5 protein-coding genes and 1 pseudogene are annotated in these 8,694 nt (G+C 70.6%); 3 read left to right on the top strand and 3 right to left on the bottom strand.

Features of this window, described 5'->3' with window-relative positions:
- Positions 1-142 precede the first annotated feature (142 nt).
- The gene (gene uvrA / locus IG86_RS0137600; RefSeq protein WP_030902961.1) at positions 143-3,139 is read right to left on the bottom strand and encodes an excinuclease ABC subunit UvrA; all 2,997 of its coding nucleotides are present in this window, start codon (positions 3,137-3,139) and stop codon (positions 143-145) included.
- A gap of 186 nt (positions 3,140-3,325) precedes the next feature.
- Between uvrA and IG86_RS0137595 the strand changes: the two genes are divergently transcribed.
- From IG86_RS0137595 to IG86_RS0137585, 3 genes are all read left to right on the top strand, one after another.
- Entirely contained in the window at positions 3,326-4,015 is a 690-nt protein-coding gene (locus tag IG86_RS0137595) for a maleylpyruvate isomerase family mycothiol-dependent enzyme (protein ID WP_030831256.1), read from the top strand.
- Positions 4,016-4,038: 23 nt separating this feature from the next.
- A complete protein-coding gene (locus tag IG86_RS0137590; RefSeq protein WP_030030532.1) occupies positions 4,039-4,695 on the top strand; it encodes an MBL fold metallo-hydrolase in 657 nt (218 codons plus the stop codon).
- Positions 4,696-4,890: 195 nt separating this feature from the next.
- Positions 4,891-6,216 carry an MFS transporter gene (locus IG86_RS0137585; RefSeq protein ID WP_051785649.1) on the top strand — a complete coding sequence of 442 codons (1,326 nt, stop codon included), beginning with the start codon at positions 4,891-4,893 and terminating at the stop codon, positions 6,214-6,216.
- 26 nt (positions 6,217-6,242) lie between these two features.
- Here IG86_RS0137585 and IG86_RS0137580 read toward each other — a convergent pair whose 3' ends face one another.
- Together IG86_RS0137580 and IG86_RS0137575 are read right to left on the bottom strand one after the other, a co-directional pair.
- Positions 6,243-7,226 (bottom strand): TerC family protein, encoded by a 984-nt coding sequence (locus tag IG86_RS0137580; protein WP_030831250.1) that lies wholly within the window; start codon positions 7,224-7,226, stop codon positions 6,243-6,245.
- Positions 7,227-7,465: 239 nt separating this feature from the next.
- Positions 7,466-8,694: pseudogene (locus tag IG86_RS0137575) on the bottom strand (TerD family protein); the annotation flags it as partial.

The raw sequence follows: 8,694 nt of genomic DNA, 5'->3' as shown, positions 1-8,694 counted from the left end.
CAGCAGGTCAACGGCCCACTCAGCCCTGCCCGAGACGGACCTTCTGCAACACCCTTTAGGTCGTGTCCGCAAAGTCCCGCCTGCGCGGCGGGGTCCGGCGCGCCCGCCCTCCGGGCGGCCGACGCTACTTTGCGGACACTCCCTAGGCCTTGCGGGCCCGCGTCGTCGTCTTCTTGGCCGTCGTCTTCTTGGCCGCCGTCTTCTTCGCCGGGGCCGCCTTCTTCGCGGCGACCGCCTTCTTGGCCGGGGCCTTCTTCGCCGTGGCCCGCACCGGGGACGCCCCGGCGTCGGAGACCCGGTCCGCGCCCAGGATGTCCCGCAGGAACTTGCCCGTGTGGCTCGCGCCCACCGAGGCCACCTGCTCGGGCGTGCCCTCGGCCACCACCAGGCCGCCGCCGTAACCGCCTTCGGGGCCCATGTCGATGACCCAGTCCGCCGTCTTGATGACGTCCAGGTTGTGCTCGATGACGATCACCGAGTTGCCCTTGTCGACCAGCCCCGACAGCACCTTGATCAGCTTCGAGATGTCCTCGAAGTGCAGGCCCGTCGTCGGCTCGTCCAGCACGTACACCGTCCGGCCCGTCGAGCGCTTCTGCAGCTCGGAGGCCAGCTTCACGCGCTGTGCCTCACCGCCCGACAGCGTCGGCGCGGACTGGCCGAGGCGGACGTATCCCAGGCCGACCTCGTTCAGCGTCTTGAGGTGCCGCGCGATCGTCGGAACCGCCTCGAAGAAGCCCAGCGCCTCCTCGATCGGCATGTTCAGGACTTCCGCGATGGACTTGCCCTTGTAGTGGACCTCCAGCGTCTCCCGGTTGTACCGGTCGCCGTGGCAGACCTCGCACGGGACGTAGACGTCCGGCAGGAAGTTCATCTCGATCTTGATCGTGCCGTCGCCGGAGCAGTTCTCGCACCGGCCGCCCTTGACGTTGAAGGAGAAGCGGCCCGGCAGGTAGCCGCGCACCTTCGCCTCCATCGTCTCGGCGAAGAGCTTGCGCACGTGGTCGAAGACACCGGTGTAGGTCGCCGGGTTCGACCGGGGCGTCCGGCCGATGGGCGACTGGTCGACGTGGACCACCTTGTCGACGAGGTCGTCCCCCTCCACGCGGGTGTGCCGGCCCGGCACCGAGCGGGCGCCGTTCAGCTCGCGCGCCAGGTGGGTGTAGAGGATGTCGTTGACCAGGGTCGACTTTCCGGAGCCCGAGACACCGGTCACGGCCGTGAGCACGCCCAGCGGGAAGGACACGTCGATGTCCCGCAGGTTGTTCTCCTTGGCTCCGTGGACGGTCAGCCTGCGCTCACCGTTCACGGGCCGGCGGATGTCCGGGATCTCGATGGACTTCTTGCCCGACAGGTACTGCCCGGTCATCGACTCGGTGTTCTTCAGCAGCTCCTTGAGCGAACCGCTGTGGACCACCTTGCCGCCGTGCTCGCCCGCGCCCGGACCGATGTCCACGACCCAGTCGGCCACCTTGATGGTGTCCTCGTCGTGCTCGACGACGATGAGGGTGTTGCCCATGTCCCGCAGCCGCACCAGCGTCTCGATCAGCCGGTGGTTGTCTCGCTGGTGCAGGCCGATGGAGGGCTCGTCCAGCACGTACAGCACGCCGACGAGGCCGGAGCCGATCTGCGTGGCGAGCCGGATGCGCTGGGCCTCGCCGCCCGACAGGGTGCCGGCGGCCCGGTTGAGGGAGAGGTAGTCCAGACCGACGTCCACGAGGAAGCGGAGCCGCTCGTTGACCTCCTTCAGGACCCGCTCGGCGATCTTCTTGTCGCGGGCGTCGAGGCGCATCCGGCCCAGGAAGTCCGCGCACTCGCTGATCGACATGGCGGCGACCTCGGCGATGGACTTCTCCATCACCGTCACGGCGAGCACGATCGGCTTGAGGCGGGTGCCCTCACAGGTGGGGCAGGGCACCTCGCGCATGTAGCCCTCGAAGCGCTCGCGGCTGGCGTCGCTCTCGGACTCCGAGTGCCGGCGCTTCACGAACGGCACGGCGCCCTCGAAGGCCGTCGTGTAGGCCCTCTCGCGTCCGTAGCGGTTGCGGTAGCGGACCTCGATCTGCGTCCGGTGACCGTAGAGCAGGGCCTTCTTCGCACGTACCGGCAGCCCGGCCCACGGGATGTCCGTGCGGAAGCCCAGCTCCCCGGCCAGCGCGCCGATCAGCCGCTGGAAGTAGTCCTTGGTGTGGCCGAGCGACCACGGCGAGACCGCGCCCTCGTCGAGGGACTTGTCCTCGTCGGGAACGATCAGCTCCGGGTCCACCTCCATGCGCGTGCCGATGCCGGTGCACTCGGGGCAGGCGCCGAAGGGCGAGTTGAAGGAGAAGGAGCGCGGCTCCAGCTCCTCGAAGGACAGGTCGTCGTACGGGCAGTAGAGGTGCTCGGAATACATCCGCTCACGCTCGGGGTCGTCCTCGGCGAGGTCGACGAAGTCCAGGATCACCATGCCGCCGGAGAGGCCGAGGGCCGTCTCCACGGAGTCGGTGAGCCGGCGCTTGGCACTGTCCTTGACGGTGAGGCGGTCGATGACCACCTCGATCGTGTGCTTCTCCTGCTTCTTCAGGGTCGGCGGCTCGGAGAGCTGGATGGTCTCCCCGTCCACCCGCGCCCGGCTGTAGCCCTTGGTCTGGAGGTCGGCGAAGAGGTCGACGAACTCTCCCTTGCGCTCGCGCACCAGAGGCGAGAGCACCTGGAAGCGGCTGCCCTCGGGGAGCGCGAGCACCTTGTCCACGATCGCCTGCGGCGACTGGCGCGAGATGGGCCGGCGGCACTCGGGGCAGTGCGGCTTGCCGATGCGGGCGAAGAGCAGGCGGAGGTAGTCGTAGACCTCGGTGATGGTGCCGACGGTGGAGCGCGGATTGCGCGAGGTGGACTTCTGGTCGATCGAGACGGCCGGGGAGAGGCCCTCGATGAAGTCGACGTCGGGCTTGTCCATCTGGCCGAGGAACTGACGGGCGTACGACGAGAGCGACTCGACGTAGCGGCGCTGGCCCTCGGCGAAGATCGTGTCGAAGGCCAGGGAGGACTTGCCCGACCCGGAGAGTCCGGTGAAGACGATGAGAGAGTCGCGGGGCAGGTCGAGCGAGACGTTCTTGAGGTTGTGCTCGCGAGCGCCACGAACGATGAGACGGTCGGTCACGCCGGTCCGCACCTTTCTTGAGAGAGCGGGGGGCACGGCCCCCGTCCCAGGGTATGGGGGGCGCCTCTGCGGTGGAGATGGAGCTTGGACTTCGAGCGTATAGCACGCACATTCGATTTACGGCACTCCGCAGACCTCTTCACCCGATCGTGTGGCCGTCGCCCCCGAGCCACTAGGCTCGAAGTCATGACTGATCATGTGCACGACCTGCGATCTGTACGTGAAGCCACGGACCGACTGCTGACCGCGGTCGCGAAACTGGACAACGGCGCCCTCTCCGAGGAGTCACACCTCCCCGGCTGGACCCGCGGCCACATCCTGGCCCACCTCGCGCGCAACGCCGACGCCCTCGTCAACGTCTTCGAGGGGCGCCCGATGTACGAGAGCGGCGAGAGCCGCGACGCGGACATCGCCCGCGACGCGGGCCGGTCCCTGGAAGAACACCTGACGGACCTCGGTGATTCCGCGGCCCGCTTCCTCGCCACCACCGAGCACGACCAGGACTGGTCGCGCACCGTCGAGCTGCGCAACGGCGTCACGGACCTCGCGGCGAACGTCCCCTTCCGCCGCTGGGTCGAGGTGGACCTGCACCACGTCGACCTGAACATCGGCTACGAGCTCTCCGACCTCCCGGAGGAGTTCACCGAGCGCGAGATCACCTTCCTCGCCGACCGCTGGTCGGGCCGTCCGGAGGTGCCCGCGACGGCCCTGGCCGCCACCGACGGGCGCACCTGGCGCACCGGCTCCGCCGGCGACCCGGCCGTGACCGTCTCCGGCTCCCCGGCCGCACTGCTCGCCTGGCTCGCCGGCCGCGGCGACAAGGGCGCCTCCCTGACCACCACGGGCGGCCCCCTCCCCGAGCTCCCGCCGTTGTAGGAAGACACCTCTAGGATCAACACATGACGTACACCGGAGAGGTCAAGGTCGGCGGTCCGGCCGACGTGCACGAGCTCGCGGACCTGATGATTTCCAAGGTCGCGGTGGGTTCGATGAACAACAACGCGTACCTGCTGCGCTGCCGGGCCACCGACGAGCAGCTGCTCATCGACGCGGCCGCCGAACCGCAGACGCTGCTGAACCTGATCGGCGACGACGGCATCGCCTCCGTCGTCACCACCCACCGGCACGGCGACCACTGGGGCGCGCTCGCGGAGGTCGTGGCGGCCACCGGGGCGAGGACCTACGCGGGCGCCCTCGACGCCGAGGGCATCCCGGTCGCGACCGACGTCCCGGTCGCGGACGGGGACACCGTGCGCGTCGGGCGGGTCGAGCTGACGGCGCGGCACCTGGTCGGCCACACCCCCGGCTCGATCGCGCTGGTCTACGACGACCCGCACGGCCACGCGCACGTGTTCACCGGCGACTGCCTGTTCCCGGGCGGCGTCGGCAACACCCACGACGACCCGGAGGCCTTCAAGAGCCTCCTCGACGACGTCCAGCACAAGCTCTTCGAGCAGCTGCCGGACGAGACCTGGGTCTACCCGGGCCACGGCAACGACACCACGCTCGGCGCGGAGCGTCCGCACCTGGCGGAGTGGCGCGAGCGCGGCTGGTAGGGACCGCAACGCGTCAACTTCCCGACGCGGAGCACTCCTTCCGGTCGTTGACGGCCGAACTCATGTCCCGGCGGACGGGGAGGCGGTATCTGGTGCGGCATGCAACAGGACCCCTCCCCGCCCCCTGTCCCCGCCGCCACCCCCGCTCCGGCCCCGCGGGCCGCTGACGACGGCGGCCCCGCCCGGCGGCCCGGCATACTGCGGCTCGCCTCTGCCGCGCTCGCCGGGACCGCGATCGAGTTCTACGACTTCTTCGTCTACGGGACGGCCGCGGCGCTCGTGCTCGGGCCGCTCTTCTTCCCGTCCTTCTCCCCGCTCGCCGGGACCCTCGCCGCCTTCGGCACCTTCGGCGTCGGCTTCCTCGCCCGCCCGCTGGGATCCGCCCTCTTCGGCCACATCGGCGACCGGTACGGCCGGCGCCCGGTCCTGCTGGCCTCCCTGCTCCTCACCGGCCTCGCCACGGTCGCGGTCGGCTGCGTACCGACGTACGGGACGATCGGCATCGCCGCGCCGGTACTGCTGCTCCTGCTGCGCTTCCTCCAGGGCCTCGGGCTCGGCGGGGAGTGGGGCGGGGCGGTGCTGCTGACCGCCGAGCACGCGCCGGAGCGCCGGCGCGGGCTGTGGGCGAGCTTCCCGCAGATCGGTCCGGCGGTGGGGTTCCTGCTGGCCAACGGCCTGATGCTGGGGCTGTCCGCCTCGCTGACCGACGCCCAGTTCGCCTCGTGGGGGTGGCGCGTGCCGTTCTGGGCGGCCGGGCTGCTGGCCCTGGCCGGGCTGTGGCTGCGCCGCTCGGTGGAGGAGACCCCGCAGTTCCGGGCGCTCGCGGCGACCGGGCGGCGGGCCGACGCCCCGCTCGCCGGGGTGGTCCGGGGCCACTGGCGGCTGCTCCTGCTGACCGGCGGGGCCCTCGCCGTCGGCTACGCCGTCTTCTACGCGGTGACCACCTGGTCCCTCGCCTACGCCACCGAGCACCTCTCGGTGAGCCGCACGACGATGCTGGCCTGCATCATGGCGGCCGTCGCGTTCAAGGGCCTGATGACCCCGCTGATGGCGATGCTCGGCGACCGCTACGGCCGGCGGCCGCTGTGCCTGGCCGGCTGCGCGGCCAGCGCCGTGTGGATGTTCCCGCTGGTGGCGCTGATGCGGACGGCCGACCCGGTGCTGATGACGCTCGGCTTCGCCGTGGCGCTGCTGGGCATGGTGACGATGTTCGCGGTGGTGGGGGCGTACCTGCCGGAGCTGTACGCCCCGCGGATCCGCTGCACGGGGGCGGCCGTCGGCTACAACCTGGGCGGGGTGCTGGGCGGGGCGCTGACGCCGATCGTGGCGACGGCGCTGGCGGACGGCTCCGGTCCGCCGTGGGGCGTCGCGGCGTACCTCACCGCGATCGCGCTGGTCAGCCTCGCCTGTTTCGCGCGGCTGCCGGAGACCAGCCCGCTGGTGGTGCAGAAGCGGACGGGCGCGGGCTTCGACGAGATGGAAACGGAAACGGGGGCGGCCGCTTCGGCCGCCCCCGTGTAGTCCGCGCAGAGGTCCGCGGACCTCGGTCAGGCGTCGATGCTCTCGGTGCGGGCGGCGGCCTCGGCCGCCGCCTGCTTCTTCGAGGCGATCAGGCTGGTGATCGTGGTGATGACCAGGACACCGCAGATGACGCCGAGGGAGACCGGGATCGAGATGACCGGGACGTGCACCCCGGACTCGTGCAGGGCGTGCAGCACCAGCTTGACGCCGATGAAGCCGAGGATGATCGACAGGCCGTAGCTGAGGTGGACCAGCTTCTTGAGCAGGCCGCCGATGAGGAAGTACAGCTGGCGCAGACCCATCAGCGCGAAGGCGTTGGCCGTGAAGACGATGTACGGGTCCTGGGTGAGGCCGAAGATGGCGGGGATCGAGTCCAGCGCGAACAGCACGTCGGTGGTGCCGATGGCCAGCATGACGATCATCAGCGGCGTCATGATGCGCTTGCCGTTGTTGACGATGAAGAGCTTGGTGCCGTGGTACTGGTCGGCGACGCCGAACTTCTTCTCGACGGACTTCAGGAGGCGGTTCTCCTCGAACTCCTCGTCGTCCTCGTCCTTGCGGGCCTCCTGGATCAGCTTCCAGGCGGTGTAGATCAGGAACGCGCCGAAGATGTAGAAGACCCAGCTGAAGCTGGCGATGATCGCGGCGCCGGCGGCGATGAAGACCGCGCGCAGGACGAGTGCGATCAGCACGCCGACGAGCAGCACCCGCTGCTGGAGGTGGGAGGGCACCGCGAACTTCGCCATGATCAGGACGAAGACGAAGAGGTTGTCGACGCTCAGGGACTTCTCGGTGATGAAGCCCGCGAAGAACTCCTGCGACGCCTGCGGGGTCCCGAAGAACCACAGGCCGAGGCCGAAGAGTGCGGCGAGGACGATCCAGACGACCGTCCAGGTGCCGGCTTCCTTGATCGACACGTCGTGGGGCTTGCGGCCGATGAAGAAGTCGGCACCGATGAGGAGGGACAGACCGAGAATGGTCGCGACCCAAAGGGCCCAGGAAACTTCCATGGTGAACACGCCTCCGGCGGATGGCTCAGCACTTCGTCAGCGTCATCGCTGCCGGAGGTCTCTTCCACCCGGGCGGCCTGGAGGCCGTGGGCCGACGCCCCGGGACCGGCTTGCGCTCGTTCAAACGCAAGGGTCCGTATTGACGGGTACGCCGTAGCAGGAAAGCAGGAATACTCCCCTCCGCGCCGACGAGCTTACCCGCCGAAGGCGGTAAAGGTAAAGGGAATGCCAAAGGATGGTCACGGACGAGTAGTGCGCCGGGCCTCCGCCACTCGGTCGAGTGCCTGGTCGAGGACCCTGCTGCCCTGCGGCGGGAGGTTCGGTTCGAAGGTCCAGGCGTGCTGCACCCAGGGGTCGGCGAGGTGGTTGTCAGGGACCGGCGAGAGCCGCATCAGGGAGCGCCACAGCGGGTCCAGCAGCGGACCGTAGGCGGAGGCCTCGTCGCGGTCGGCGACCATCAGCAGGTGCACGCCGACCGACGCGCCCTCGTCGGCGAGGTAGCGCAGCTGGGTGACGGCCCGGTCGTCGAAGCCGTGCGGGAAGTCGTGCACGATGAGCAGCTGCTCGGCCGTGTCCACGTCCGGCGGCAGGTCCTCGGGGGCCCCGGCCCGCAGCGCCATCTGTACGAGGTCCACCCGCCGGGTCAGCTCGGCCAGCGTCCTGGTGACCCCCGCGGCCCCGGCGGCGGGCGGCGCTGCCAGCACCCCGGCCCGTACCAGGGGTGCCAGGGAGGCGGCGCCGGCCCCGGCCGCGTCGATGACGTGGACGGAGAACCGGTCGGCGGGGTGGACCGCGAGCAGCCGCACGGCGTGGGCGACGGCCATGTCCATGGCGGCGCGGCGCAGCCGGTCGGTGTCCATGGCCATGGCGGCCTCGGAACCGGTGCGGCCGTTGTCGATCCACAGTCCGCGCTCCAGCGGGAGCCGGACCAGCATGGGGATGCGCAGGTCGGGCCGCTCGGGCAGGTGCAGGTCGCCCAGGCGCAGGGCGAGGGGGCCCTCTTCGGGCGTGCGGTGGCCGTGCCAGACCGGGTTGTCCCAGCGGGCGTACGAGGCCGGCAGCGCGGGCTCGACGACCTCCGACTCGGCGATCAGCTGGGCGAGGTCCCGGTCGAGGACGGCCTGGGCCTGGGCGACCAGTTCCTCGCGGCGGGCCCGGGCGGTGTCGCGGGCGGCGTTGCCGGAGCCGCCGAGGCGGTGGCGCGGGTCCGAGAGGGCCTCGTCGAGCTCGCGGTCCATGCGGGAGTCGGCGAACTCCACGGCGCTGCGGTAGGCGGCGACCGTGCGGGCCAGGTCCTCGAACATGCCCCAGACCTGGTTGTAGAGCCGTTCGTCCATGGACCAGCCGCTGGCGTCGCCGGCGACCGGCCGCGGGGGCTGCCCGGGCTCCGCCGCGGCGGCGGGCCGGGGGGCGGGCTCGGGCGGCTCGCTGCTGGTGCGGCGGCGGCGCGGGTGGGTGTAGCTGATGG

It is taken from the genome of Streptomyces virginiae, from assembly GCF_000720455.1.
Classification (GTDB): Bacteria; Actinomycetota; Actinomycetes; order Streptomycetales; family Streptomycetaceae; genus Streptomyces; species Streptomyces virginiae.
Note: the sequence above shows the minus strand (reverse complement) of the source record. Positions and strands in the feature narration are given on the sequence as shown.

Bases quoted from the DNA above. Each gene is read 5' to 3' on its own strand.
- IG86_RS0137590 (WP_030030532.1), top strand. From the start codon at position 4,039: ATGACGTACACCGGAGAGGTCAAGGTCGGCGGTCCGGCCGACGTGCAC.
- IG86_RS0137595 (WP_030831256.1), top strand. From the start codon at position 3,326: ATGACTGATCATGTGCACGACCTGCGATCTGTACGTGAAGCCACGGAC.
- IG86_RS0137580 (WP_030831250.1), bottom strand. From the start codon at position 7,226: ATGGAAGTTTCCTGGGCCCTTTGGGTCGCGACCATTCTCGGTCTGTCC.